A 26,685-nucleotide genomic window follows, 5' to 3' on the forward strand; every position below is an offset into this window, starting at 1 on the left:
CATCCTTATGATTATTCATACGTAAAATTTGGTGATGGCATCTACAACTTTATCAATATCATCGTTAGATAAATTATAATACATGGGAAGTCTCAGTAATTTTTCGCTTTCGCTTGTTGTATATCTATCTTCCCCATGAAACCTACCGTATTTAGTACCCGCTTCTGATGAATGCAAAGGTACATAATGAAATACAGATTGAATGCCATGCTGGTTTAGGTAACTCATTAATCTCGTTCTCTCATCAAGTGTCTTGCATTTTAAATAAAACATATGCGCATTATGAGAACACTCCACCGGTATGTAAGGTAATTCAATATCCCCATTATCTTTTATATCCGATAACCCGGTAAAGTATCTATTCCAGCTTTTCAATCTGTTATTGTTAATCATTTCGGCATTTTCCAATTGGGCATATAAAAAAGCTGCATTGATTTCGCTAGGCAAATAGGATGAACCGATATCCACCCAAGAATACTTGTCCACTTGCCCCCTAAAAAATCTCGAACGATTTGTTCCCTTTTCACGAATGATCTCTGCTCTTTCTACATACTCAGCAAGATTTGCTAATAATGCCCCGCCTTCGCCGCAGTTATAATTTTTTGTTTCGTGAAAACTGTAGGCTCCCATATGGCCTAGCGTCCCAAGATATCGCCCTTTGTATTGGCTCATGACTCCTTGGGCAGCATCTTCAATGACTAATAAATTGAATCTGCGAGCAACTTCCATAATTTTATCCATGTCACAAGATACGCCTGCATAATGAACGGGGACGATTGCTTTAGTTCTTGCAGTAATCGCTGCTTCGATTAGTGTTTCGTCTATATTCATGGTATCTGGACGAATATCGACAAATACGATTTTCGCACCTCTTAATACAAAAGCATTTGCAGTTGAAACAAACGTATAGGAAGGCATAATAATTTCATCGCCTTCTTTAATGTCAGCCAAAATAGCCGCCATTTCTAATGCATGAGTACAAGATGTGGTAAGAAGTGATTTAAGGGTATCGAATTTATTTTCTATCCATATGTTGCTTAATTTAGTGAATTCTCCATCGCCGGAAAGTTTTCTCTCGACTATTGCTTTATGAATATAGGCCTGTTCATTACCTGTTATAGCAGGAACATTAAATCGTATCACTTTTAATTTCTCTCCTTTTAATAACAACTGCCGGACTACCAACTGCAATAGAGTATGGAGGAATGCTTTTCGTTACGATAGATCCAGCCCCTATGATACATCCTTCTTCTATAACCACGCCAGGCAGAATCGTTGAATTGCCGCCAATCCAAACATTATTCTTGATTATCACAGAAGAGGCAGTGTCTGGAAGATTCAAATAATCATAATCGTGAGAAGCTGAAAAAATTGTCACATTGGGGCCTAAGGCTATATTATCCCCAAGTATAATTTCTGCCTCTTTAATATGATAAGAACCATAAAATTGACAGCCTCTATTAATCCAGACATTATTGCCTATTTTGATCTTGGAGGGATATCTGAAATAGGTTTTATAATCAATATTATTATTTTTTCCAAATCCTTTAAATATAACTTTAAATATCACCTGTCTAACAAATGGCGGCATGATCTCCAACAGCATAAAAAACAAGTTAAAAAAATAAGAGTATATACCGAATAGCAGCCGATTAATATTCATAGATTAAAAACAATCACTCCTAGAATAATTACTAATGTTGCAATTATTTTTTGTTTTGTGTATTTCTCTTTTAAAATTACATTCGATAATATTAGTGTTGCGACATAATTAAATGAAATAATAACCGTTAAGCTTTTGAAATTTATAAATTTCAATAGATATACCGACAATAATGTTGCCAAAAAGAATAATAAATATCCTATTATTGTATATGCATCAATTCTGGTACGAAGCGAACTGCCATTTGTTTTTATGGCACCGATTTTTAAGAATATCTGAGCAAAACTATTCATTAGAATAAGTATCGCAACGATCACAATAATCATCATATTCATTTGGTCTCTCTCTTTAAATTCAGAATAACTATTCCTGCCATAATAATTGATACTCCCAAAATATTATTATAAGTAATTTGTTCTTTGAAAATAATAAAACTGGCGACAAGAATAAAAACATTATTCAAAGAAGTTAAAGGATAAGCAATAGAGAGTTCAATTTTTCTCAAGGTCAATTGCCAAAAAACAGCCTGAAATGCTAAACAAATGATAGAAAAAATGTAATTGCTATTGAATAATAAAGAAATAATATTGTCTGTTTGCAAATCTACAGCTGCAAATTTTGATAATATAAACGCAGCGGATTGAAAAATTATACTTAACAATAAATAAATAAAGTTAATACTCGACTGCATTTGTTTCCTTCCTCCATCCCCATATATAATATGCGGAATCGGGGCCTGCATGAAACAGTAAATCAAGTATTGATACATAATGATCGAACGGAGGGTGAAACTGTTCATATTCGGGATAGCCTTTATAATCCTTATATACTAATTGTATTTCTTCTTCTTTAAAACGGGTTAAATCAATATAGTCGCCTGCAGCCGGCCCCGAAACATAAACTTCCGCTTTTGCTTTTTTTAATATATCAATTAATCTATTTAGTTTTCTCCCATTGCTATCATACTCACGCGAGTCTTTGAACTCTGCGTTGATTCCAAGAAATTCTTTGGAAATGTGTTTAATTAAATATTGATTCATTTCTGAGAGGTTAGACCATTTCTGTTCCATGTATACATGTTCAAGAAATGGCTTATAACGTTTGAAATAAGGGGCTTTTGAATATAGTGCGTTCAATGTTTTATAGTGTTTCGAAATTAAATTCGGATTAGACATTTCAACTTCGCAGATCAATAAATCATTTGAAGCGTTGACTGGAATAGTAAGCCACTCTGACCCTTTTGGCGTCTTGATTTTGTTACGATTTCTCCAATCATTTTTGGTATATTGAACATCATCATAAAACACAAAAAGGTCCACATCGTTAATAATGTCAAAATAACCTTTCCACGGTATATAGTTAGATTGGATGACTGCTACTCTTTTCAACATGTTCTCCCCTTAAATAAAACTTAAAAAACATCAAGATACCGCTTAATGACTTCAACCGTCTTATATGCTTTTTCTTCGGTATAATCTCTATTATTAAATAAATTTATTATGGAAGAATGTAACTTTTCTGCGTTTGCTGCCTTTCCAACCGCAAATATTCCATTAAGAGATGCGTAATGGGTGCTGGCAAATAAGTTATTTCTGAACAAAGCCTCGACAATCGCATCCCTATTGGGAACCCTGATATTAAATCTCCACACTTGGTATCTCGAATCCAACTGTATATCAAAAGGTAAGTTGTCTGAATAAATCTTATTTATAGCGCTTCTTATATTAATGCTTTTTGTATATTCTTGTTCAATTAAATTAAAATACTCTTCGCTTGAAACGATTACGCTATCGTTATTTAACCAATTCGAATCTGTATAATGAAAAAACAAGTTTTTATCAATACTTTTCTTATAATTTTGAATTAAATAATTATGATCCTCTTCAGAATAGCCCATATATTGCTTACTGTATTTAATATGTCCTTTTATTTGCGCATACCCGCCAAAACCAATGTCTACTATCTTAGAGTAACCAGAACTATACAGTGTAGCGTCAGCATATGTTTTCACTTCATTTAAAGCCGGAACTGAAAGACAACGATCATCTATGATGATAAATTCTTCTTTTATAGCTTTAATTTGCTCAAAAAATGTTTCGAAACTATCGTTCACACCAAATGTTCTAACAAAAAAAACACCTGCATATCTATCAGGATTTCTTTTCAATGCAGCTAAAACTTTTTCTTCATCCATACATAAGGTATCATTTGAAATATCAATAAATTCAATACGCCTTTTAGCTTTAAAAAAGGTCATGGGAACAATAGGGCAAACGTTGGACGGTAATAAAAAGATTTTATCATCGCTGAAACTCATTAATAAATTATAAATTATCGCTGCAGCTCTAGGTTCTATTATCATATGTGCTCCTCGCAGGATTTCCGAATACGATCGCGTTCGGCTTAACATCCGTGAGAACATTGGATCCCATACCTACAAATGCATAATCATGTAACGTAACATTTTCCCTTATTGCTGAATTCAAACCAATAAATATACCATTATCCAATTGGATATTTGATCCTACACACGCAGAAGCAGCGAGATAATTATTATTTTTCATAGAAGAATCATGCTCTACTACAACATTAGAATTAATAATGTTAAAGTTTCCGATTTTCACATTAGAATGTATCGAGCAATGGGAAAGGATTACATTCCCAAATCCTATATCAACATGACTTGATAAGTAGGAAGTGGGATGTATAAAGTTACAAAATTTCGTTGCAGGTATTCGATAACTAGCCAGAAGCTCAGTTCTTTCCTTCATTTTCTCAGGTTTATATAAGGCAAAAATAAACTTCACATCAGAAATTCCGCCAAATTTATCCAGTAATTCTTGTGTGTTGCATAAAACCGGGTAGCCATTAATTGAATCGCCCAAGCTTAGATCATCGATACAGAAACCAAGAAACTCATGTCTAGCACCATGCGCGATCTGGGCATTTGTTATTTGGTCGGCAATATTAACCGCTGTACCTTTGCCTCCAATAATAATAATTTTCATCTTACACCTCTTACTTTTCTTCGGTTGACTTTGAAACGATATACAATGGCTTTTTAGTAGTCTTGTAATTTATCCGGCCTAAATACTCACCGAAAATACCTAAGACAAGTAATTGTATTCCGCCAAACAAAACGATTCCCGCAATAATCGATGCATAACCCGCAATCGGTATTCCAATGAAAATTTTTCTAATCATAATAATCAGCAGCCATAGAAATCCGAAGCTAAAAGAAAAAAGCCCTATCCATGAAGCGAACCTTAAAGGGATATCTGAAAAAGATACAAAAATATTTAAAGTATGTTTTAATAATTTCGAAAAATTGTAATTGCTCCCTCCACTTTGTCTTGTCCCATGTTCAACGGTCACTGTTGCGTAATTATTCGTAATCCATGCTAAATACCCGTCTACAAAAGGGAAGGGCGACTCAAATTGTATCAAGGCTTTCCCGACATTAGATTTCATTATCCTGAAAGATGTATATTCATAATTCAAATTAGGAATTGCTTTATTAAATAATTTTCTTGCAAGATGTGACGTGAAGTTTCTCCACTTCGCGTGGGTTCTCTCGTCGTATGTCCCGTAAACAAGGTCATATCCTTCAGATGCCTTTTTATAGAGAAGTGAAATATCTTCAGGCTTTTGCTCTAAATCGTCATCTAATGTAATAATCCATTCTCCGGTTGCTTGAGCAATCCCGCATATGATCGCAGCATGTTGACCATAATTTTTTGTGAACTTAATACCTTTAACTCGTGGATCCATTGTACTTATGTTCTGAATAACGTCCCACGAACTGTCGCCCCCACAATCCTCAACCAATATCAGTTCAAAATTCCCATCGATTTTCTCAAGGGATCGTTTTATACGCTCATATAATTCATATAGGATTTTTTCTGATCTATATACAGGTACAACGATTGAAAAATAAGGATTCAACTAGATCACCTTTCTCAAACTACTTTATTCGCCCGTTCTATTCATTTAAGATAATTTGAGGGTCAATAATGATTAAATCATACTTAGTTCCAGAAATGACTTTACCTAGTTTCAAGCTCGGCTTACGTATATCATTTAACAAATTAAATATAGGCTGATCCTTCGGCTCTTCAGAATTCGGTATGATGAGATATTTGACTTTACTCCATGATATGAACTCTCTAAAACTTTCCGGATCAGAAAAGAGCTTAGAATTCCCTAAATAATCATTGGCAGAAGCATTGATCGTCTCCATGCGGCATGAAAGCTGATTTAATAAATAATCATCGCCAAAGCCAATGCATTTTTCTATATTACCGGAATTCTTTAAATAATTCTCTATCTCCGTTAATCCATGATATTCAAACAATTTATCCTTCATCTGTTTCGTATTATTAATACTTTGAGCATTGATATTTATAGAAGACATACCATAGCTCCATGATGGGTGAGAAATAAACATTATATAAGATTGTAACGGAATAAATAAGGCTAATGTTATGAATAATATCTTTTTATATTCAAACAATAAAAATTTTGTATGTCTCAGCAAACCCACTAATCCTAAAACTAAAGGAATTAAATAGAAATTACTATCACCGCCATTTGGAAGAATCGTGGCGTAATATATTCCAACTAAACAGATAGGGAATACGATAAGTAAAAAGCTATTTCTTTTTATAACTTTAAGTTTAAAAACATGCAACAATATAAATAATACAATCAATAACAAGCCAATGTTTCCAATCCACAACATAATTACGTGTCCATAGATTTGCGGATCAAAAAACAGATGAAACCATCGAGAGAGAACATCTGCCACGTGAATAGAATCGGTAGGTATGTCCCCTACGTTTTTTAAAATAAACGGATACTTAACTTCAAAACCCAACATACTCCAAATATTGCCGAACGTAGGATAGATGGGTACGCCAGTAATTCCGTATGTCCTATAGCATATTCCAAAAAAAACAAATACGGAGAATATAAAAAGCAATAATAAATTCAAATTAAAACTTTTTATGCGAAGCAAATTTTTAGCATCTTTTTTATTGATGAATAAATACAGAGCTAATCCAACAAGTACGAATGGTACATAAAGCATATTAGTCGGTTTGCCGCCTAAAGATAAAACAAAGCTTATTGCTGCAAACCATAAATTATTATTTAATCCTATATCATCAATACGTTTGTAACCAGCAACCCACTTCCAAATGTAATATACGCCTAGTATAAATATGAATGTTGAAAAAATATCCGTTTTAGACGTTGATGCCATATTGCTAACAACTGGTATTGAGACTATGACGGCTGTATAAAATAACGATACGAATTTGCTGCTTGATAACTCTTTAAAGAGAGCTGTTAATAAATATATCAATAGTAAGAAAAACATTACATTTACGGATATGTTGTAGCTGTAGCTTCCCAGGTTACTAAGGGGAATCATAAATAACTCTAACAATTTCGGATAAAGATGTACGTAACTTATTAGGCCTAAATTATCATAAAATGAATTCTCACCCACTAAAACTGCTTCTGGTCTTAAGCCATACCATACGGAATCAAATTCATAAACCAAAAGTGTATTTGATTTCGCAAATTGAATGAGAATAAGCAATAACAAGAATGACGCAGGTAATTTCTCGCTTGTAGTTAACATGCTATATTTTTTGAATACATATATAACGAATGGAGTATTAAACCCTTTAATAAAACTGATCAATGCCAAAATTAATGTCATGATCCTTAAATCATTAAAGCTTCCAAAACCAAACAGAGAACAAATAATAGCTACCAAACTCCAAATTAAAAAACCTATCAGAAAAAATGTAAGATATTCATCTTTATATTTTTTTGTCTTTATTACCATTGTCATTGTAAATCTGCCTACAGACATAATAACTTCAAAATATATAATACAAACGATTGCCGGTAACAGCACTCCATGAAGATATAAAAAAACACCACTTGTTAAAACGGCTAAATTGGTAGTCCATTTATTATTCAAAAGGAAAACACTACCTCCTAGCACTAGACAGACTAGAATAATTTCTATCAAACCATTTATCGTTTCCGGTTGAACCATTTGCCACTTATATACTTTAAATAGTATATTTTTCATTGTTGTGAAATGGAAAACCAAGGAACAGATCAATATACTTGATAAACAAAAAACAATACTTTTCTGTCTATTCTTAAGCACTTCTTTCATAGAAATCCTCCCGTAATACATCTTTTATCCCTAATAAACAGAATGAAATTTCTTATAAATTACTTCGCTTGAATTTTACTTATAAGCGCACTCATTTGTCTTTGATCGCTTTCTTTTTCCGCTGGAATATGAACCGAATTAAACTCTAGCGTAATGATGTTATTATTGTTGCTGGTATTGTTTATGGGTATATTCAAAAAAAAGCCTTCACCGGGAGAAATATCTGATCCGCTGATCATAACATTGTTTATATAGACGTTTAATTTGTTTATTTCTATAAAGTTTTCCGGTACGAAACCCTCTATTACTAAATTAGCCTTCGGGGGGAAATTCAATTCAACACTTGCCGATTTAACAACCCACCTGTAATTCTCATCTTTATTCTGAGGCAGCCAACCGTCATGAAATATACTTTGGCTTTTCTCATAGGGAAATTCAATAATAGTTGGTTTCGAATTGTAGTTTAAAAATAATATGATAAATACCACGAGATATAAAAAATATTTCAACCAATTTACTTCAAGCAAGTAATTTACGATGTTTTCAATCCTGAACTTTATTTTGCCTACAAACCCTGGAAACCTTTCGATTTTAAAAGATTCACCTATGATTTTAAACTTTTTCAATTTCAGAAAGTTTTTTTCTATAATGAACCAGGAAGCAATTGCGCATAAAACCGTTAAAGGAGTCGAAATCAAAAAGTTAGTTAATAGGCTTGTCTTCCCTCCAAGCCAATATGTAACCGATTGCTGAATAGGAAAGGCATATAAATAGATTCCATAAGAAAAATCTCCGTATTTAGTTATCCATGCAGCTTTGGTTCTTGGCAAGAATGCAGCATAGAGAATAATATAAGTACCAAAAACCGCAAAAAGAGGCTTGAAACCTCCATAAAACATGGATATAAAAAGAACGGCTATACCAATCATGGCGATTTCTTTTTTTAGATAAATCTTCTCTTTAAATAAACAGGCTAGGCACCCAACAAGGAAAAACAACAAAAGCTCAATAAATGTATTTACATCCAGTCCAAAAATATGGCCAGCTCCCGCAGGCGAAATACTAGAACTGAACAAATAATAATAAAAAACAGCTATTGTAAGCAGCAGCATTAGAAACCTATGTCTTAAAATTCCTAGAAAACCGAATATCCCAACAACAAGATAACATAAGAATTCAAAAGGAATCGTCCATAAAGATCCATTTACCGCATTTTTATAGGCATTATGTTCAAATACTCCTGGAAGATTCCATTGCATCGGAAAAAGAAAAACCGCTTTTAAATATTGAAGCACACCATGGTTAGCAATATAATCACTAAAAGATAAAGAGGAAACCATTGGTCCTATTACGAAAGCAGAAAAGAGCAATACTCCTATTAATCCAGGAAATATTCTTAATATCCTGTATTTTAGAAAAGTAATTAAGTTATTTGAATACAAATAACTTTGTGTGATTAACAATCCGCTTATTATGAAAAATATAATTACTGCCAAATTTCCTAAAGTAACCTGCCCATTTGAAATTTGGTATAGCGGTTCTGTTCGTGCTGTTCCCGATAACGGAAAGGCATGTGAAAAAATGACCAGCAAAGCAGCTAGTAATCTTATCAAATCAAAATAATTCTCTCTTCCTTTTAATAAATCGTATAAGGATTTAGAGTTATTGTCCTTGTTTTCCTTCAAAGTTTCTTTCATATAAGCTCCCTAACCTAATTGTTTTTCTTCAATCGAACAACATCATCTTCTTCAACATATTCTCCCGCCTGTACTTCAATCAAATGAAGATCAATTCTCCCGGGATTTTCAACAAAATGTTCATCGCCCATACGTATGAACGTTGATTCATTTGTACGGAGCAAAGACTGCTTGCCATTCACCGTAATAAGAGCTGTTCCGCTCACAACGATCCAATGCTCATTTCGATGATAATGCTTCTGAATGCTCAGCTTCTGACCCGGTTTAACTATCACTTTCCTTATTTTGTAATTTGGTGATTGGTCCAGAACGGTGTGATTGCCCCAAGGCCTATATGCTGTAACATGATTATCGCTTAATTTTGATTTTCTAATCTTCAGCTCTTCAACAATTTGTTTAACCTTTTGCGAAGAACCTTGTTTTGAAATTAGTAATGCATCGGCCGTGTCGATGATTATGAGATCATCTACGTCTACGGTAGCAACCAGCCTATCATTTGAAACGATTAAATTTCGTGATGAATCGATGCCAATATGCTCACTATTTATCGTATTCCCTTCTACGTTCTTGGGGAGTTCATCATATAATGCTTCGAAGCTACCTAGGTCTGACCAACCGAAATCGGATGGTACCATCTTAACCTTAGTACTCCGTTCAATTACGGCATAATCTATACTATTGGCTGGAATAGCTTCCATATCGGAGCCATGAATTCTATAGGTATCATGATGCTTGTGTGCTTTCTCAAAAGCAGTAACCGATGCTGTATAAATATCGTGAGCATGGCGTTCCAGCTCTCTCAAAAATTCTCCGGCTTTGAACATAAATATCCCGCTATTCCAGTAAAAATTGCCAAGCTGAATATATTTTTCGGCTAACTCTTGGCTTGGTTTTTCTTTAAAGGAAAGCACATAATTCCCATCCGCTTCAATATAACCATAGCCTATCTCTGGATAGCTGGGCGTAAGCCCGAAAGTTACCAATTGGCCTTCTTCGGCTAACTGTTTTCCTTTTTCTATACAGATAGAGTATTGCTCATGATTTTTTACAATATGGTCAGAAGGGGTAATTAGCAGCAATTCTTCCTCATCTACAGCTAAGCATGCAAGAGCTATAGCAGGTGCCGTATTTCTCCCCATTGGTTCAAGTAAAAATTTCGCATCTTTTAATTGAAGTTCTTCCATATGGTCGAGCGCTAAAAAATATTGCTCCTCGTTAGAAACGATTAACGTTTGATCGCATATGGCATGATTGCGCTCCACTGTCATCTGGAATAAAGAACGATTGGACATGAATTTATTGAACTGTTTCGGATACAGCGTTCTGGAAACGGGCCACAGTCTTGTCCCGTTTCCTCCGCATAACACCACATTGATCATTGGGTATTCTCCTAGTTTCTTATATCTAAAGACAAAATTTTCTTTGCTGCTTCAACGCTAAAGTAATTATCAGTGTAATTTAGGCATGCCTCAGAATTTGCAATCCACATTTCTGAATCGTGATATAGCCTGATGACTGATTCCGCGAATTCCGACTCTTGATCGGAAACCGTTAATATACCCTCGGATTCGGGTAAGCCTTCAGCACCGATCGAGGTGGTAATGACCGGAACCTGGTAATGCAAGGCTTCAACTACCTTCCCTTTCACTCCCGCACCATAACGTAAAGGAACGACGACAATCCTGGATCTATTGTAATGGCCTTCTAATTCTTCATCTGTTACGTAACCAGTTACAATAATATTGGCCGACTGTTTCTGTAGAAGGTCATCCGGAGGATTGGAACCCACGATAAAAAGCCTGATATCAGGGACAGCCTTTGTTATTTCCGGGAAAATCGAATCAATAAACCATAAGATTCCATCATAATTAGGCTTATGGTTAAATCCTCCTACAAAAAGAATATCTTTACGACTGGCGAACCCGGGAATCGTATTGTTCGCGGAATACAAACTTTCATATGGAAATAATGGAATATTGCGAATTGGTTTATCCGGCATTTGCTCTTGAAGAACCTTTTGTTCGTAGGAGCCCACAACATGAATGACATCTGCCGCATGAAATAGCTTAAACTCTGTATCTTTCCACTCCGCAGCTGATTTCAGCAAGCTTGGGTTTTTCGTAATTTCATAATTACGCATTTCCCGAAGATAATGTAAATCATGCCCAAAATAAATGATTTTTGCAGTTGTATGCATTTTAAACAAATCAATATATTTAATTGCAATATGCGGGCGATTCAAGTATACATAATCAATATACTGGCCATTGGTTTTTATCCACTGATTTATATTTTTCATATACCAGTTTCCATAAAGCACCTCTATCCCCATTTGTTGCAGTACGGAGGTATACGGCTCATGCCGATAAAAATTGTCTCCCATAAATATTACGCGGTAGCCCATTGTAACCATTAGCTTCATATAGAAAAAGGTACATCGGCCCCCTGCGTCTTTGTCAAAATGCGGAACATAGTGATCCACTACCATGATCGTTTTTTTGTTCTTAGAACGATCGCGCGCTAGAAATACATGTTCTGCATTCGAAAAGTGGTCTTGTTGGAGCTCATTCTTCCATTTCTGAAGAAACTTCTCTTTATTCGTAATCTGATAACTTTTTATGCCGCTGCCTGTGTCCGTTCCGTGAGAAATGCCTTCAAAATGAACAATAACCGATTGAGGCTGTAACATTACTTTGTATCCAAGTTTTCTTACTGCAAAAGCCAGATCCGTGTCCTCAAAATAGGCAGGAACATAATGTTCGTCAAAACCACCCAGCTGACGCCACAAATCATGTCTGATCAAGATGGCGGCCCCTGATATGTAGTCGACCTCTTTTACGTAATTGTATTCGGATTTCTCCGGATCATCCAACCTGCCATAGTTCCAGCCGCTAGCGTCGTTCCAAATGATTCCCCCAGCTTCTTGTTGTCTGCCGTCGGGGTAAACTAGCTTTGAACCAACCATACCAATCATGCTGTCTGATTCAATTAAACGAAGTAAATGATCCAACCAGTTCTCTTGCACATTTGTATCATTATTTAGAAAAAATACATATTTTCCTTTGGCATGTTTTGCGGCATTATTGCAATTCAATAAAAAACCCCGATTTACGCCATCACGTATGACAGTAATATTCTCGGAATAGCGGTCCATATCAGTTGTTTCGTCGGTCGACATGTCGTCAGCGATAATAATTTCGTAGGATAACCCTTTTGTATTTTCTAAAATTGACGCCAAACATGAATAGGTGTATTTGAACTGATTGTAAACCGGGATTATGATAGAAACGAGCGGATTCTCCTGTTTTTCAAATCTAAGCGTTGAAAATTCCGTTATATCAAACAACTGTACTTTGGAAAATGATTCGCTAATCGTTTCATGACGATTCACAAAGCTGTCAATACGATGCTGTACCTGATTAATATCCTCAGAATTCATATAATACTTAAGTTTTTTCAAGTTAGCTTTATTGAAGTTCTTTATCAGCAGCTTCGGATTTTTTAAAAATCTTGAAAGCAGACTAGTAATTAATCTCCTTTTGCTGTTTACCGGTATAAGCCTGTCTCGAGCGGTATAGTATTTTTTAAGCAAACGCCATCCATTAGAGTTATAGATATGATTTAATTCACGGTCTTTAAGCAAAAGTTGCTGGATATGCCCATCTTTATTTGAAAGCTGCTGCTTATTTTCATTGAGGGATTCTTCTAATCCGCTAATTTCGTTTTTTTGGATTTCGACTAATTGGTTTAATGATTTTGCTTCCAATTTTAAATCCTCAAGCTTTATGTTTAGTGCATTAGACAGCTGCTCTAATTGAATAGTTTTGTTCTCAAGTTCAGATAAAACGATAACTTCGTTTCTCACTTTGCTAGTTGAAGAGTACTCCCTATTCTCGCCAAACACATAACTTTGGAAACCCGTTTCCATATCCTTGAATACGTTGATATGATCTTCATTTATGCCTAATATGGCAAATATCTCTGATACTTGAACAAATCCAACTAATTCCTTTTCATATTTTCCTAAAAATTCTATCACGCTTCTAAACATAATATAGTTTATTGGCAGGTTGAAATGACATACCCACTCATAGTCGATTACGGTTAAACGTTTCCCATCATACGTCAGATTATCGAAAGTTAGATCAACGTTGGCCGCTTTCATACACTGTACGTTGCGTAAAGTAACTTTCCTTTTAAATACTTTTTCAAACAACGCATCCGATTCAAACGTCTCGAATAGAGTCAGATCTTGTTTTAAGACCATCTCTCTGTAAATTTCAATATAACGTAAAAACGAGTTTTTATCTTTCTGCTTAATCGATTTATATAGAAGGGACTCTAATAATGGATAATCCGAATAATCGATGGTGATCGATTCTTCTCCATTCAACTCAGAAGCAGCGATGTTAACGTCTTGCATCGCATGTTTTAGAGTAATATAATTATTAAACATTGTTTTAATATGCTCATTTGCCTTAGGAGTCAACGCTTTCTTTTGCGAAAAAAGTTTACCTGATTTTTTATAGATAATGGTTTCCGTCTGAAATTCCGGCAAGCGTTCTCTGTTGTATTTTGTAAATACGATATCCATCATTCATCACCTTGCCTAGAAAAAGTTAAAAACGAATTCGCGAAAAACGGAAATTGATTATTTTCAACGATTTGATTAAATGTGCTTTGCTCATTAAACATTAAATAACGATTCCGATCATAGTTCGGTGTGATTCTTGCAGCGCCTGGTTTGGGAAGATAATGATCCGAATAGATCTGGTTCGGTAATTTGTAATCGGGTAACGGATAATAAAATTGATTGTTCGTCATACCGGATGCGATTAAAAGTTCTTCCAACTCCATTCGGCTGAACGTTTCAACGCCGTCATTATCTAAATATCCTTCAATGCTCTCGAACAATTTACCGGAATGGTCCTCTCTTGCTCCCGCCCAATATTTTAACCCGAATTTATTTTCTATCGCTATGATTAACGTTCCGTTTGGTTTAAGGAAAGATCTCACTAATTCAATGAATTTCTTATGTGGCTGTGGACCGCTGATATACTTTCCTGCATATTCCAACACACCGATTAGAGTTATGAAATCGAATTTTTTCTCGAACCGAATATCTTCCATATTTCCAACCAGAATCTCCAAATTGTCATGGTCTTTGCATCTTTCAGATATGATTTCCGCTCTTTTTCTCGATAATTCAACTGCCGTAACCTGATTAACCTGCTTACAAAACAGTCCTGTTAATGCGCCGCAGCCTGCTCCAATCTCTAGCAAAGAGGCCTCTTTATCAAAGGGATACCATTCTAATAAATTCCATCTTATTGGCGATAAATGGTATAATATCGGCCACCTCTCATTATTATGTAAAATTTTATCGTATGAATTGTAATTGCGCACGATTTCCAGCAATTCATCTTCAACTTCGCCATCACTATAATAATCAATACCTTTATAATAACTTAAGTTAAGCTTTACCTTGTTCCGCTCCATATTGGCCTCTTCTCTAACTCATACGTTCGATATGAATATTTGTATTTAGATTGGTAATGCCTACAATAGATTTAAATAGAACCACTCTAAAGAAAATAACGTCATAAAGACGATGGTATACAACCAATTCATCCCCATTGTAGCCAGTGCAACCTAAAGACAACATATAATCTCCATGTTGCAGATTCAATTGATGCGTAAAGGATACTATTAATTCTTCGCCTTGTTTAAAATCTCCAGTAAGAACGCCGTCATACCAAGAGTTGCTGCCTGCTATTTCCATACCCTTTAAATCCTTTATCGTATAGGCAAATATGGGATTAGATATATCTTTATGAAAGCAAACCTTCATTTTAAAGGTAGTCGATTCATCACTCTGTAAAGTTGTATTTAATTGATCTGCTTCGTTGAAAATGCCATAGTCTATTATTTCAACTTGTTTATCCCCATAATCCAATCTTTCGGGATGGATCTCCATTTCGCTTTTCCAATTCGATGCCGGCACCTTTAAAGAAACACTTCCAGTATCCGCACTCTGTGTTACACTTCTTGTTATAATTTTTTTGAATAGATCTACCATTTCTTTAGGCGAACCTTGGCTGATCAATTCTCCTTCATTGAGAACAATAGCTGTTGTACAATATCTAATGATACTGTCCAGCGAGTGTGTCACAAAAAGAATTGTCTTTCCTTGAGCCTTAAATTCATCAAATTTACGATAACATTTTGCTTGAAAATGAATATCGCCTACCGCTAATGCTTCATCTACAATTAAGATATCCGGATCAACGTTAATTGCCACTGCGAACGCCAATCTGGCAAACATTCCGCTTGAATATGATTTAACAGGCTGATTAATAAATTCGCCTATGTCTGCGAAAGCCAATATTTCCTCTAATCTATCATCGACTTCTTGTTTGCTAATTCCCATTATGGTTCCGTTTAAATAAATATTCTCTAAACCCGTATATTCGGGATTAAATCCAGCCCCTAGCTCTAGTAAGGCTGATATTCTACCGCTTACATGCACCGTTCCCGTCGATGGAGTAAGGACCCCCGTAATTATTTTTAGCAAAGTAGATTTACCTGATCCATTTTTACCGATAATCCCTAACGCCTCGCCTTTTTCCAAAGAAAAGCTAACCTCTTTTAATGCCCCGAAATCTTTATGATATTTTTTACCAACCGGAGTCAATGCTTCTTTTAAACGGTCCGTTGCTTTTTCGTACAGCTTATATATTTTTGACAGATTCCGGACTTCGATTGCATATTCACTGCTCATTAAATGTCCCTTCCCTTACAAAACATCTGCAAAATGCGGACGAAGTTTTTTAAAAACGATTGTTCCTGCTGCTAAAACAACGATCGTAAAACACCAATAATATAAGGTGAGGCTTGGATACTCCCAAAACCATTTATGATAAACGAATGAATCTCGATATCCTTGAACAATGTAGTAAAACGGGTTTAACTTAAATAAGAAATGAAATTGAGCAGGAACTATATTCAAGGCATAAAAGATAGGGGTCAACCAAAAACCAAACTGCAGCAACATGGATACGGTCTGTCCTACATCCTTTAAGAAAATGACTAAGGATGATGTGATCCAAGATATTCCTATAACTAAAATGATTGCTGATACTAAATAATAAAGAACCTGTAAAGAGTATACTGTGGGGAAATATCCGTAGCATGCAAACATTACCAACATAAATAATAAGAAAAAAACATGAATATATAAAGCAGAATACACTTTGACTATTGGAAGAATACTGACTCTAAAAACTACCTTTTTGACTAAATAACTATTGTCAACTATAGAATTTGTAGCATTTTGAATGCTGTCTGCTATAAAAAACCAAGGCACCATAGCACTAACAAGCCATAATATAAATGGAAAATTATCTACGGGTACGGATTTAAAACCTATTTGAAAAACAAACCAATATATAATAATTTGAATGGTTGGTTGTATAAAAGCCCATAATACGCCTAAAAAAGAACCAAGGTACCTAGCTCTGAAATCACGAATCGAAAATTCCAGAATAAACTTCTGAATACTTTTAAAATCCTTTAAAAAGCTTAAAACCATTCTTTATTTCCTCATTTCTACAAATGAAAATTTCGACTGTTTCACCCTAGTTATCTTACCAAAGTTCCTCCCATATTCATACCTAATTGTGTTTCCAAAACCAAACAAATTGTAGAATTTCTTCGAAATCGCTCCCTATTCGACAAATCCCAATCCCTACAAATTTGTAAAAGACATACAATTTATAACTTTCCATTATAGTAATCCACTCCCCCTTTTGCTAAAATACAAACAGGAGCTTTCGGTTCCAGTTCTACATAATGATGAATGAGGAGTACAAACGCATGGGTGCACAAAAAAAATCAAAAAGCAGTATGCCGGCTGAGACAGCTGATTTATCGCTGCTAAAGTGGATTGGGACGATCGGTCTTGCCCTATTCTTGGTTATTTTCCCTTATAAGCAAGGATTGTTTAACGGCTATGAATTGGGCTTTGACGGGGCCATTTACGGATCTATCATTTTCGGATTTGTACTGCTGCTCGTTACGGCTCTATATATTTATCGCAAGGGACAAAATAGCGGTTACCGTGGAATTTTGTCGATTGCGGTCATGGTGCTTCCTTTCCTTTATTGGCTTTCCTCGTTCCAAGCGGTATCGAGTTATTATGCCCAGTTTATGACTCTCGTATTTTCTCTGCTAGCGGCTCTTTTTATTTCCAGCCTCTACCTCGCAGAAGCTAAGATTTCCCGCAAAACGATCGAGTACGGAATTATGCTTTCATCCTATTTAATCGTATTGTTTGGTTTACTCAACCTTTTTGGACAAATGTATTATCGGGATGCGCTATGGCTCGCGCACGACGGTTATCGACTCGCTTCCGTATTCCAATATTCCAATACTTATGCAGGCTTCTTAATCGCCTTGTTTTTTGTCAGTCTCTATTACGCAGCGCACTGCATACGTCCTTCCGCGCGGATTGTACATGCTGCCATGCTTGTACCGATTTGGACTTCATTCATGTTCACTTATTCCCGCGGAGCCATTGTCATTATTCCGGTTATGGTATTGATTTTTCTTCCATTTATGCGCTTCACGAAACAAATCGCCTATCTTGTTTTTATGGTTCTATCCGCAACGGTTTCCATGGCCATATTGGGCAAGCTTACAGCTAATGCCGATGCCATTGCAGCGATTGTGCAGCCTACGCAAACGAAGGCGCAAAGCCCTGTTTCCTTATTCAGCTCATTGCCATTGCAAAGCTGGGGTCTCCTGATTTTAGGAATCGCAATCTCTATCGGGCTCATCATGCTTTACCATGCCAAGGCCAGCTCTTTTATAGAAAAAAAATCGGAAAAGCTTTCTACCTACAAATGGTCTTTCGCTGTTGTACCGGTTACCGCTGTCATACTAGCCGCGGTGGTTGTCGGCAGCCTGCTCGGCAGCAGTGCCATTCGAGGGCTTCTCCCGGATAAAATAGCCGCGCGTTTTGAAAATATAAACCTTCAGCAGCACAGCGTGCTCGAACGCTTAACCTTTTACAAGGACGGTCTTCGCGTTGCAGAGGATTATCCGCTATTAGGGGGTGGGGGCGGCGCTTGGCAGGCGATGTACGAGCAATATCAGAACAATCCATATTGGAGCAGGCAAGCCCACAGCTTTTATGTTCAAACGCTGGTAGAGAGCGGTTGGATCGGTTTAATCGCCCTTATTGCTTTTCTCGTGTTCGTTTACGGCTTATACATTCGGTCTTTCATACGTTATCCGGAGCTGCGAGGCAGCCATTTCGTCTTTTTCATGTTTTCATTGACGCTTCTTGTACACAGCGTGATCGATTTCGATATGAGTTATATATTTATCAGCGCGATCGTCTTCATCTCACTCGGCTGCATGCTCGCGCCATTTAGCGGCAAATTTGCTCTGGAGCGCATGCCCGCAGTGACCGGCCAACCGTGGTCAAAAATCGCATACCCATCGGTTCTTGCGCTATTGTCTCTCTGTCTGCTTGTCGTTGCCATACTGGAAAACAATGCTTTGCAAAAGTATAACAAGGTTTACAATTTGGCTGCTTCGCAGCAAGCTTCGCTTGATCAGCTCTTACCGATGATCGATGATGCCATTAAAGCGGCGCCTAACCAATCAACCTTTACATTAACGAAAGCGAATTGGTTGGAGCAAGCCTTTACGCAAACAAACACCGCTTCTTATCTAGATGAAGCTTTAAGCGCCTTGAATAAAGCAAGAGAAACGGATCCTTATAACCGCAACCTGCTTTTATCTCAATATCGCGTGCTGCAAGCGAAAGGTCTTTTTGAAGAATCACTCGCTGTTATCGATGAAGGTGTCACCAAATTCCCATGGGATATAAATCTATATGAAGCTGCGATAACCTCTTACGCCAAAGCGAATCAGACAGCAGCTGCGGAAAAAAACGACACGAAAGCTAATGAATACGCGGAACATATTCACGAACTTTCCACTGAAATAAAAAGAAGAATCGATCAGCTGGCTGCTCTCCCTCCGGAACAACAACAGGGGCGCTCCTTTGCATTCACGCCAGCGATTGAGAGTGCCATATCCCAGCTAGAACTGGCAAAAGCGAACTAACTCTGCTCCCTTTCCTATGGTTTCTATCGACTGCCCGCTCGCACATTCCGTGCGCTGCAGGCGGTCTTTCTTTTTTTACTCGCAATATTTAAGGCATGTTTTATTGCATTTCAGAATAAATAGCAATAGAACATCATGATCATTTTATAGGTAACCACAAAAGGAAGGAGTGTGCTATTGAAACGAGCACGAAAGCCTAAATGGTCCTTTGTCGTACTGCGCGGCGCTGACAAAACGGTTAAACAGTTTCATGTATCTAAACGATTTGTTTTTGCTGCACCTACGGCAATCGTACTTGCTGTTTCGGGCAGCATTACAGGACTTCAATTAAAGTCTTATTATGAGCTGAATCAATTGGAAGCAGCATTGTCGGAGCAGGAGCTTTTGTTCTCAGAAACCTTATCAGGCAAAGACAAAGCCATTCACACGTTACAGCAAGATTTGATTGGTCTATCCCAGCAAACAAATGAGATGAAAAAGAAAATGGAAGCTTTGCAGCAGCTCGAGCTCCGTTTAAAACAGTTTATTTATCAGTATGGAGACCGATTGGATTCCTCTAGCGAGCGAGTACCGATTTCCGATATGATTCCGCCCGCACAGACAACGTCCCTCCTTCCCGATGCATCCATTCAAAGCCTTAATTACATAAAAGAATCAGTACCGTTTTCCTTACTCGCCCAGAAAACTGATGTGACGTTAACCACGCTGGATTCAATTGCGGATACGATGGAGAAGTCCATGGCTTTGACGCTTGAGCTGGCCCATACCACTCGCGCTTCGGTGGATGCTTATCCTTCTATATGGCCTACGCGCTCTAAGCTGCTGTCTTCGGGATTTGGCTACCGCAGAGACCCATTAACCGGGCGTGCTGCCTTCCATGCCGGCATAGACATCAAGGGAAAGCTAGGCGATCCGGTGTTCAGTGCCGCGGATGGCACGGTGTCGGAAACAGGCTTCAACAGCTCTCTAGGATCGTATATCGTGATCGATCATCTAGAAGGACTGCAAAGCGCTTATATGCACTTGAAAGAAATTGAAGCGAAGAAAGGCGATTCGGTCGTTCGCGGAGAAAAAATAGGCTTATTAGGTTCAAGCGGCAGGAGTACAGGTCCCCATTTGCATTTTCAGATCATGCACAAACATGAACCTGTTAACCCGATTCCCTATCTAAGTTTAATTAAGGAGGATTAACTCTCATGTTTAAAGATCACAAACGGATAGCTGCTACCGATACTTTAATCGGACAAGGCACATTAAGCGAGGGCAATATGATTTGCGAAGCCGGCCTGCGTATCGAAGGGGAACACCGCGGGGACATCGAATGCAAAGCGGATGTCATTATTGGAGAATGCGGACTTGCTCGCTCCAATATTACGGCCCGTGATATCACCATTGCCGGAAAAGTATTTGGCGATATTATCACGAAAGGGCGGCTTACCATTACCTCCTCCGGCATGCTGACAGGATCCATTACGGCTGCTCATTCGCTCATCATTCAAGACGGAGGCAGGCTAATTGGGAGCTGTCAAATGGAATTGGCGGCAGACAGCAATAACCGTTCGCTTTTAGAAAAAGAGGCCTCGCAAATGAAAGGCAAAGAATTAACGGGCAAGGAATCCAAAGAAAAATCACGCCAGGCAGGTTAACCAAAAAAGCCGTCCTTTGCTTTGCTGCTTCATCGGGAAGCAGCTCGGGCAAGGACGGCTTTTTTTAATTACGATACCTTAAGAGGCAACGTCACGCTTGTTAAAGATATACCAGGTCAAAGCGATAAAGATTACATAATAAACTCCGAGCACGCCAATGGAATAACCCATGGTCATCCCTTGCCTCATCGGGTTACCGTCTAGGTACTGCGTCAGGTTTAAGTGAATGAACAACAGATAGTCAATCCATTTATAATCCAGCATGGCAATTAATCCGACAAAGCTGTTAACGCCAAGCAGGAGAAACAAAGCCATACCGATTGCAAGACCGCTGCTTCGGAATATGGTGGAAAGCATGAAAGCGAGCGTTACCGTCACAACCAACGAAATTAGCGTCAATCCATAATACTTCAGCATGTAAACAAGAGCGCTGGAACCGTCTTCTCCTACGAAAGTAGGCTGAATGTCCGGCGATGCATTTATGCCAAAACAAATCCAATTCACGAGCAAGGTGCTTCCGAAAAGCAGGACCGCGAGCAATAGCGCAAAAATCATAATAGATATGTATTTGGATAATAGTATTTTGGAACGCGACCAAGGACGGATCAAAAGCAGTTTAATCGTTCCGCTTGTAAACTCTTCAGCAACTCCGCCCGCGGCAATAACCACCGTAAAGATCGTAACCAGCAAAAACAATATGGATGATTCCATAAAGGCGACATCCCACATCGATGTATCCCTGCCGCCGAAAATTACCCATAAAATCGATATGGTAAGCACTAATACGATCAATATTCCCGTCATTACCCATGTGCGGGGGCGACGGTAAATTTTCATATTCTCATTTTGAACAAGCGGCAAAAAATTACCCAATTCGTTCCCCTCCAGTCACTTCTAAGAATTGGTCTTCGAGTGTTTTCACCTGCGCGCGGATACCGTAAACTTTAACTCCTGCCGCTACAAGAGAAGCATTAATAGCAGCCGTGTTTTCCTTGTCAGCCTCAACGGCAATCGCGTCAGTTCCTTCTGTCTCGCCTGAAATACCCGCCGCAAGCAGTACATCCAGAGCGCTGCGTTGATTATCCACTTCTATAACGACGCGATTATTTGCTTTCGCAGCATGCTCGCCCCGAATGTTTCTGACATCAATAAGCTTTCCATTCTGAATAATGGCAACGCGGTCGCACATGAGCTCCATCTCAGACAACAAATGGCTCGATACGAACACGGCTATGCCCTCCTCTTTGGAAAGCATTCGCAAATAGTCGCGGAGCTCGCGGATTCCCGCCGGGTCCAAGCCGTTTGTCGGTTCATCCAAAATAAGCAGCTGCGGTTTATGTAAGATAGCCTGCGCAACGCCCAGCCGCTGACGCATACCGAGAGAGTAGGTCTTCACCTTATCGCGGATTCGCCCTTCAAGGCCAACCAGCTTTACGACTTCATTCACGCGATGCTCGGTAATGCCCGGAATCATGCGTGCGTAATGGATTAAATTATCATAGCCGCTCAAATATTTGTACATCTCAGGATTCTCTACAATGGCCCCGACATGACGAATGGCTTTCTCGTAGTTTTTCGTAATACTGTGCCCGCCTATAGTAATTTCACCATCCGTCAGCGACATTAGACCTACCATCATACGAATCGTCGTTGTTTTGCCTGAACCGTTGGGGCCAAGGAAACCAAATACTTCTCCTAGCGGTAAATCGAGCGTCAATCGGTCAATGATCGTTCTTTTGCCGATTTTTTTTGTTACATTTCGCAATTTAACAATGGTCTGCTCCATATCCGTGCTCCTCCTTCAAAAATCCAAATCTTATTCATTATAAACGATTAAGGAAACAATTGGAAGTTGGTAAAAAAAAACACCTTTGCTCTACAGATGGACTGTAGGGCAAAGGCTCGTATTATCTTCCGTTCGATAGGGCTGTATAACATGTTCGGCAACTTTCGCATCTGCGCGAAGGAACATTTTATAGTCATAGTTACTGGTCTTACCCGCCGTTCCTACTATAGCATCCAGCTTATCCTGCTCCACGCTGCATGTTAAGCAATAACCCATTGGATGTACCACTCGGAAAAAACCTGTTCGGAACAAAATATCCGCTTCAGGATTAGAAAGCATCTCCCCGCAACTAACACAATAAAAACGGTCCTTTGAACATATCATCCGATAGATCGCTCCCTCTCTCTTTCGTAATGATTGTATCAACTTCTATCTTTAAAAAATTCAAACAGCATTAAATAGCAGAAGTTTGATCATAACGTCGATTTGCAATCCATCTTGAAATTTTTGACCAATACGGAATTTGAAGCACTGCGGCTTCGATTAGGCGCGATCGCCAGTGATTTGTATACAAGACTCTGCCGTCCCTGTGCACAGCCTTCAATTTGCCTATAATATGTGAAAATGGAATCGGCAGCTCCGGCCTATCGCAAGTATCTCCTCGGAATGTGTAAACCGCTGGCTGCTGTTCGTCGTCCAAATCAATTATCCGATAAAGCAACAATTGTCCTTCTTTGCTTTCAAACAAGCACACATCGCCGATCTGCAGATCCTCTTCACGTACACGTACGAAGGTTGATACATTGCCATCCCGCAAAAATGGATACATGGCGTTTCCGTAGCATGTTACATCGATAGAGCCTCTGCCGGCAATGACCTTCGCTAATATGACAGCCAGCTCATTCCGATTCACCATATTCTAGTCTCCTATACAATATTTATTTGACTAGTAATTTCATCCCAGGTGATACCGAGTCTAATAACATCGTCATCCTTAATTTGCTCACCCGTCTGTACCTCGATCAATTCCATATTAATCGTTGCCCGCAGACCATGCCTCGCACGCTCCGGGATCGTAATCGTGTCTCCCGGAGCGATGTGGCGATACATTTCATCCAAAATAAGAATGCCTTCGCCAGATAGAACCGTCCAAGCCTCCCTTCTTTTAAAATGCATTTGGTAGCTTGTATTTTGCCCAGCTGCGACAAATATCCGTTTGGTGACGCTATGTAATCCTGAGGCTAGCACTGCCGTATCGATAACTCTGGAATGGCCCCATCGTCGTTCTTCATATTTAGGTCGTTCATTCATAGCTTGAAGCTTCGCATTTAATAAGGTATCCGCATCCTTGCTCGTTACAAGAATCCCGTCTGGGCTGGCGGCTACAATCACGTTATTCAAACCAATGATCGAGATTGGGATATCCAGTTCGTTTATAAGCCGTGACTGCTCGCTGTCGTCCGATACTTCACCGATCCCCAGCTTTTCGAAAGCGATCTCTTCCGATAAGGTTTTCCATGTCCCGAGGTCCTTCCAGCCTCCGTCGTAGCGAATAACGGAACGCGAGCTTGTTCTTTGCGTAACTTCGTCTTCGAAGCTTGCTCTTGGCATTTTATAATACTGTTTGTATAATTCTTCGTAATGGATGGGCAAATTGCGATTCATGAGCATGGTGATCATAAAATCAAGCTGAAAGGCGTAAATGCCGCTGTTCCATAATGCTCCGGCTTTTATCAGTGACTCCGCTTCAGCCTCGTTAGGCTTTTCTTTAAATGTTTTCACTGCTTGCTCATACATGCCCTCATCCTCGCTATGACGGCATGCTTCCGGCATGATGTACCCATATTGCTCCGATGGATAACCAGGCCTTGTCCCCAGCATGAGCAGCTCGGAATGGCTCTCTCTGACCAGCTTGGGAAGTCCTCTGATACATGAAAAGAACTCATTATCAACATATGCGTCTACGGGCATTACAATGACCGTTTCACTTAATGATACGCCTGCGATGGAATACAAATAAGCCGAAGCAAGCGCCACTGCCGGATAGGTGTCTCTCTGCTCAGGCTCAATAATAACCGGTGACTTCGATCCTAGTTGTCTCTGCAGCATTTCTACCTGCTGACGACAGGTCGATATTCGTGCATGCTCCTGCAAATCAGCCTCATCAAGCTGTCGCCAAAGCCGTTGGAGCATCGATTCCATACCGCCATGCGGCCCCTCCAGAACAGATAAATATTGTTTTGCGCGATTAGCGTTTGATAAGGGCCATAACCTTTTTCCCGATCCGCCTGATAATAATATGATTTTCAAAGAATGTCCCCCTTCAAGCAAGTTCATGCAAGTCTATATCGGTACTCCCTACCCGCTGTAATGCAATCTCTTCGTATTCAATAATCTGCTGTATAAAGAATGGATTTTTTGCTGCTGCGGCTGTCTCTCCAAAATCTCTTGATTCATCACGCCAATAATTAATGAACGAAGCGTATTAGAGCATTCGAATAACACGCCATGAACAAATTGATTATCCTGCTTCGAATTCCAAACGATACGTCCTCTTACGATAATATGCACATTGGAGATCGTCATTCGAAATTCAACGGAATAGTTATGCTGGATGGGCAACTGCAAGCCTGATAAAAAACATAAGCCATTTGGGCTCAGATTAAGAAGAAGCACCGTAGTCGTAGACGGTGTTAATTGCTGACCGTCTTTGCTGACCAGTCTTAGTTCTGCCTTTACGCCTTCTGTGAAGCGAAGCCTGATGTGGGCGCGCGATACATCGTTTGAATTCGTCGCCATACTCCATTCCTCCATCATACCTAATTGCAAATTTGATCCTTTATGCTCATGAATTTTTAATATCACATGCAAATATTCCGGTTCCGTATTAAAATAGAAGTACCCGTTCTTTAATACAGGAGGAATTCGATGAGTATCGGTAATCGGCTAGCAGCACTGCGGGAGGAGCGAAAATGGACCCAAATGCAAACCTCAACCGCGCTTGGTATCTCGCGCGCAGCTTTATCTCATTACGAGAAGAATCGAAGAGAGCCCGATTCCGAGACGCTTTCGAAGTTTGCCGATCTATTTCAGGTTACCGTCGATTATTTGGTCGGAAGGACTTTCATACCCCAGCAAACATTAGCGAATGATGTACGCCAGTTCGTTGATCAGCTCGAACTTTCTGATGAAGAGCTGTTAGCTAAATACCATCTAACGATCGATGGCAGGGCACTCACTGCTGAAGAAACGAAATGGTTTATTTCTCTGATCCGAGCTGAACGACTGCATTAGCTTGCTTTATATAAGAGCGCCATTTTGCCTCTGGAATCCCGATTTGCTTAAGTACGTCATCTATTTTGAGCACAATGACGCTAGAATGCTGGTCGGGCTTACCATTGGTCATCCCTGCCTCATCCTTTAACATATGATAGCTCCTAATAAAATAATAATAGTGATAGCTATATTAACATCATTATACCCGAGTCGCCGAAGGGAATATGTCGGTTAATGGGTGCGGCTTTTTTCTAATTTAGTGGCATTTTGTCGAAAAACAA

Annotated in this window: 25 protein-coding genes; 4 read left to right on the forward strand and 21 right to left on the reverse strand. The window is 38.6% G+C overall.

Annotated features, from left to right (window positions below):
- Positions 1–15 precede the first annotated feature (15 nt).
- The 15 genes from rffA to ACN6MW_RS05815 form a co-directional block, all read right to left on the reverse strand.
- Positions 16–1,143, reverse strand: coding sequence for a dTDP-4-amino-4,6-dideoxygalactose transaminase (gene rffA, locus ACN6MW_RS05745; protein ID WP_419874591.1), 1,128 nt, complete (start codon positions 1,141–1,143; stop codon positions 16–18).
- Positions 1,130–1,591, reverse strand: coding sequence for an acyltransferase (locus ACN6MW_RS05750; RefSeq protein ID WP_419874592.1), 462 nt, complete (start codon positions 1,589–1,591; stop codon positions 1,130–1,132). Before ACN6MW_RS05750 ends, rffA begins: the two co-directional genes overlap by 14 nt.
- A 68-nt stretch (positions 1,592–1,659) precedes the next feature.
- A complete protein-coding gene (locus tag ACN6MW_RS05755) occupies positions 1,660–1,998 on the reverse strand; it encodes an EamA family transporter (RefSeq protein WP_419874593.1) in 339 nt (112 codons plus the stop codon).
- The gene (locus ACN6MW_RS05760) at positions 1,995–2,354 is read right to left on the reverse strand and encodes an EamA family transporter (protein WP_419874594.1); all 360 of its coding nucleotides are present in this window, start codon (positions 2,352–2,354) and stop codon (positions 1,995–1,997) included. The genes ACN6MW_RS05755 and ACN6MW_RS05760 overlap by 4 nt, the downstream gene beginning before the upstream one ends.
- Positions 2,338–3,054 (reverse strand): WbqC family protein, encoded by a 717-nt coding sequence (locus ACN6MW_RS05765; RefSeq protein ID WP_419874595.1) that lies wholly within the window; start codon positions 3,052–3,054, stop codon positions 2,338–2,340. Before ACN6MW_RS05765 ends, ACN6MW_RS05760 begins: the two co-directional genes overlap by 17 nt.
- A gap of 20 nt (positions 3,055–3,074) precedes the next feature.
- On the reverse strand, positions 3,075–4,025 hold the full coding sequence (locus ACN6MW_RS05770; RefSeq protein ID WP_419874596.1) for a hypothetical protein: 951 nt from the start codon (positions 4,023–4,025) through the stop codon (positions 3,075–3,077).
- Positions 4,009–4,671 (reverse strand): hypothetical protein, encoded by a 663-nt coding sequence (locus ACN6MW_RS05775; protein ID WP_419874597.1) that lies wholly within the window; start codon positions 4,669–4,671, stop codon positions 4,009–4,011. The genes ACN6MW_RS05770 and ACN6MW_RS05775 overlap by 17 nt, the downstream gene beginning before the upstream one ends.
- 10 nt (positions 4,672–4,681) lie before the next feature.
- Positions 4,682–5,608: a glycosyltransferase gene (locus tag ACN6MW_RS05780; RefSeq protein ID WP_419874598.1), complete on the reverse strand. Its 927-nt coding sequence runs from the start codon at positions 5,606–5,608 to the stop codon at positions 4,682–4,684.
- A gap of 37 nt (positions 5,609–5,645) precedes the next feature.
- The gene (locus ACN6MW_RS05785) at positions 5,646–7,862 is read right to left on the reverse strand and encodes a hypothetical protein (protein WP_419874599.1); all 2,217 of its coding nucleotides are present in this window, start codon (positions 7,860–7,862) and stop codon (positions 5,646–5,648) included.
- A gap of 59 nt (positions 7,863–7,921) precedes the next feature.
- Entirely contained in the window at positions 7,922–9,559 is a 1,638-nt protein-coding gene (locus ACN6MW_RS05790; protein ID WP_419874600.1) for an acyltransferase family protein, read from the reverse strand.
- A 14-nt stretch (positions 9,560–9,573) separates the two neighbouring features.
- Positions 9,574–10,938 carry a mannose-1-phosphate guanylyltransferase/mannose-6-phosphate isomerase gene (locus tag ACN6MW_RS05795; RefSeq protein ID WP_419874601.1) on the reverse strand — a complete coding sequence of 455 codons (1,365 nt, stop codon included), beginning with the start codon at positions 10,936–10,938 and terminating at the stop codon, positions 9,574–9,576.
- An 11-nt stretch (positions 10,939–10,949) separates the two neighbouring features.
- Entirely contained in the window at positions 10,950–14,156 is a 3,207-nt protein-coding gene (locus ACN6MW_RS05800; protein ID WP_419874602.1) for a glycosyltransferase, read from the reverse strand.
- Positions 14,153–15,058, reverse strand: coding sequence for a class I SAM-dependent methyltransferase (locus ACN6MW_RS05805; RefSeq protein WP_419874603.1), 906 nt, complete (start codon positions 15,056–15,058; stop codon positions 14,153–14,155). The genes ACN6MW_RS05800 and ACN6MW_RS05805 overlap by 4 nt, the downstream gene beginning before the upstream one ends.
- Positions 15,059–15,071: 13 nt before the next feature.
- Positions 15,072–16,340, reverse strand: a complete 1,269-nt coding sequence (locus ACN6MW_RS05810) for an ABC transporter ATP-binding protein (protein WP_419874604.1) — start codon at positions 16,338–16,340, stop codon at positions 15,072–15,074.
- A gap of 15 nt (positions 16,341–16,355) precedes the next feature.
- Positions 16,356–17,150, reverse strand: coding sequence for an ABC transporter permease (locus ACN6MW_RS05815; RefSeq protein ID WP_419874605.1), 795 nt, complete (start codon positions 17,148–17,150; stop codon positions 16,356–16,358).
- 284 nt (positions 17,151–17,434) lie between these two features.
- Here ACN6MW_RS05815 and ACN6MW_RS05820 point away from each other — a divergent pair, with 284 nt between their 5' ends.
- The 3 genes from ACN6MW_RS05820 (at position 17,435) to ACN6MW_RS05830 (ending at position 21,342) form a co-directional block, all read left to right on the forward strand.
- The gene (locus ACN6MW_RS05820) at positions 17,435–19,696 is read left to right on the forward strand and encodes an O-antigen ligase family protein (protein ID WP_419874606.1); all 2,262 of its coding nucleotides are present in this window, start codon (positions 17,435–17,437) and stop codon (positions 19,694–19,696) included.
- A gap of 177 nt (positions 19,697–19,873) precedes the next feature.
- Entirely contained in the window at positions 19,874–20,887 is a 1,014-nt protein-coding gene (locus tag ACN6MW_RS05825; protein WP_419874607.1) for a peptidoglycan DD-metalloendopeptidase family protein, read from the forward strand.
- Between the two features lie 5 nt (positions 20,888–20,892).
- Complete coding sequence (locus tag ACN6MW_RS05830; RefSeq protein ID WP_419874608.1) at positions 20,893–21,342, forward strand: bactofilin family protein; 450 nt, start codon at positions 20,893–20,895, stop codon at positions 21,340–21,342.
- A gap of 78 nt (positions 21,343–21,420) precedes the next feature.
- Here the strand turns inward: ACN6MW_RS05830 and ACN6MW_RS05835 are convergent, their stop codons facing one another.
- From ACN6MW_RS05835 to ACN6MW_RS05855, 5 genes are all read right to left on the reverse strand, one after another.
- A complete protein-coding gene (locus ACN6MW_RS05835) occupies positions 21,421–22,215 on the reverse strand; it encodes an ABC transporter permease (protein ID WP_419874609.1) in 795 nt (264 codons plus the stop codon).
- On the reverse strand, positions 22,208–23,128 hold the full coding sequence (locus ACN6MW_RS05840) for an ABC transporter ATP-binding protein (RefSeq protein ID WP_364146460.1): 921 nt from the start codon (positions 23,126–23,128) through the stop codon (positions 22,208–22,210). The genes ACN6MW_RS05835 and ACN6MW_RS05840 overlap by 8 nt, the downstream gene beginning before the upstream one ends.
- A gap of 454 nt (positions 23,129–23,582) precedes the next feature.
- A complete protein-coding gene (locus ACN6MW_RS05845; protein ID WP_419874610.1) occupies positions 23,583–24,044 on the reverse strand; it encodes a hypothetical protein in 462 nt (153 codons plus the stop codon).
- 11 nt (positions 24,045–24,055) lie between these two features.
- Positions 24,056–25,438 carry a sugar phosphate nucleotidyltransferase gene (locus tag ACN6MW_RS05850; protein WP_419874611.1) on the reverse strand — a complete coding sequence of 461 codons (1,383 nt, stop codon included), beginning with the start codon at positions 25,436–25,438 and terminating at the stop codon, positions 24,056–24,058.
- A gap of 48 nt (positions 25,439–25,486) precedes the next feature.
- Entirely contained in the window at positions 25,487–25,927 is a 441-nt protein-coding gene (locus tag ACN6MW_RS05855; RefSeq protein WP_419874612.1) for a PilZ domain-containing protein, read from the reverse strand.
- A 129-nt stretch (positions 25,928–26,056) separates the two neighbouring features.
- Here ACN6MW_RS05855 and ACN6MW_RS05860 point away from each other — a divergent pair, with 129 nt between their 5' ends.
- Positions 26,057–26,422 carry a helix-turn-helix domain-containing protein gene (locus ACN6MW_RS05860; protein WP_419874613.1) on the forward strand — a complete coding sequence of 122 codons (366 nt, stop codon included), beginning with the start codon at positions 26,057–26,059 and terminating at the stop codon, positions 26,420–26,422.
- On the opposite strand, the gene ACN6MW_RS05865 is transcribed toward ACN6MW_RS05860, so the two are convergent.
- Positions 26,388–26,555, reverse strand: coding sequence for a hypothetical protein (locus ACN6MW_RS05865; RefSeq protein WP_419874614.1), 168 nt, complete (start codon positions 26,553–26,555; stop codon positions 26,388–26,390). The genes ACN6MW_RS05860 and ACN6MW_RS05865 overlap by 35 nt on opposite strands.
- Positions 26,556–26,685: the final 130 nt, after the last annotated feature.

The organism is Pristimantibacillus sp. PTI5, from assembly GCF_048572955.1.
Classification (GTDB): Bacteria; Bacillota; Bacilli; order Paenibacillales; family Paenibacillaceae; genus Pristimantibacillus.

Bases quoted from the DNA above. Each gene is read 5' to 3' on its own strand.
- ACN6MW_RS05775 (WP_419874597.1), bottom strand. From the start codon at position 4,671: ATGAAAATTATTATTATTGGAGGCAAAGGTACAGCGGTTAATATTGCC.
- ACN6MW_RS05840 (WP_364146460.1), bottom strand. From the start codon at position 23,128: ATGGAGCAGACCATTGTTAAATTGCGAAATGTAACAAAAAAAATCGGC.
- ACN6MW_RS05805 (WP_419874603.1), bottom strand. From the start codon at position 15,058: ATGGAGCGGAACAAGGTAAAGCTTAACTTAAGTTATTATAAAGGTATT.
- ACN6MW_RS05765 (WP_419874595.1), bottom strand. From the start codon at position 3,054: ATGTTGAAAAGAGTAGCAGTCATCCAATCTAACTATATACCGTGGAAA.
- ACN6MW_RS05800 (WP_419874602.1), bottom strand. From the start codon at position 14,156: ATGATGGATATCGTATTTACAAAATACAACAGAGAACGCTTGCCGGAA.
- ACN6MW_RS05760 (WP_419874594.1), bottom strand. From the start codon at position 2,354: ATGCAGTCGAGTATTAACTTTATTTATTTATTGTTAAGTATAATTTTT.
- ACN6MW_RS05785 (WP_419874599.1), bottom strand. From the start codon at position 7,862: ATGAAAGAAGTGCTTAAGAATAGACAGAAAAGTATTGTTTTTTGTTTA.
- ACN6MW_RS05815 (WP_419874605.1), bottom strand. From the start codon at position 17,150: ATGGTTTTAAGCTTTTTAAAGGATTTTAAAAGTATTCAGAAGTTTATT.
- ACN6MW_RS05860 (WP_419874613.1), top strand. From the start codon at position 26,057: ATGAGTATCGGTAATCGGCTAGCAGCACTGCGGGAGGAGCGAAAATGG.
- ACN6MW_RS05755 (WP_419874593.1), bottom strand. From the start codon at position 1,998: ATGAATATGATGATTATTGTGATCGTTGCGATACTTATTCTAATGAAT.
- ACN6MW_RS05845 (WP_419874610.1), bottom strand. From the start codon at position 24,044: ATGGTGAATCGGAATGAGCTGGCTGTCATATTAGCGAAGGTCATTGCC.
- ACN6MW_RS05750 (WP_419874592.1), bottom strand. From the start codon at position 1,591: ATGCCGCCATTTGTTAGACAGGTGATATTTAAAGTTATATTTAAAGGA.
- ACN6MW_RS05830 (WP_419874608.1), top strand. From the start codon at position 20,893: ATGTTTAAAGATCACAAACGGATAGCTGCTACCGATACTTTAATCGGA.
- ACN6MW_RS05770 (WP_419874596.1), bottom strand. From the start codon at position 4,025: ATGATAATAGAACCTAGAGCTGCAGCGATAATTTATAATTTATTAATG.
- ACN6MW_RS05820 (WP_419874606.1), top strand. From the start codon at position 17,435: ATGGGTGCACAAAAAAAATCAAAAAGCAGTATGCCGGCTGAGACAGCT.
- ACN6MW_RS05855 (WP_419874612.1), bottom strand. From the start codon at position 25,927: ATGGCGACGAATTCAAACGATGTATCGCGCGCCCACATCAGGCTTCGC.
- ACN6MW_RS05810 (WP_419874604.1), bottom strand. From the start codon at position 16,340: ATGAGCAGTGAATATGCAATCGAAGTCCGGAATCTGTCAAAAATATAT.
- ACN6MW_RS05790 (WP_419874600.1), bottom strand. From the start codon at position 9,559: ATGAAAGAAACTTTGAAGGAAAACAAGGACAATAACTCTAAATCCTTA.
- ACN6MW_RS05795 (WP_419874601.1), bottom strand. From the start codon at position 10,938: ATGATCAATGTGGTGTTATGCGGAGGAAACGGGACAAGACTGTGGCCC.
- ACN6MW_RS05865 (WP_419874614.1), bottom strand. From the start codon at position 26,555: ATGTTAAAGGATGAGGCAGGGATGACCAATGGTAAGCCCGACCAGCAT.